Here is a 271-nt window from a genome sequence, read left to right on the forward strand (position 1 = left end):
GTCGCTCTTTCTGACCGAAGATCGAATGAACAGCCCGTTTTGGCTGAAGGAAGATGAAATCGTTGCGTCTATTCAAGAAAAGCCGATTAAAAAAGACCAAGGCACATGGCAGGATGAGTATGTGATGAGGAAAGCCGGTCCAGAGGATGTGCACAAGCTGGCAAAGCTCTATGATACCGTCTTTGAAACGTATCCCACGCCAATGAACGAGCCAGATTACATCCAAAAGGTGATGGAGGAAGGGACAGTCTTTTATGCCGTCGAACATGAC

General features: G+C 47.2%; 1 pseudogene. It reads left to right on the top strand.

Going from position 1 to position 271, the window contains the following annotated elements:
• Window positions 1-271: pseudogene (locus SB775_RS29745) on the top strand (putative beta-lysine N-acetyltransferase); the annotation flags it as partial.

Source organism: Peribacillus sp. SIMBA_075 (genome assembly GCF_046534585.1).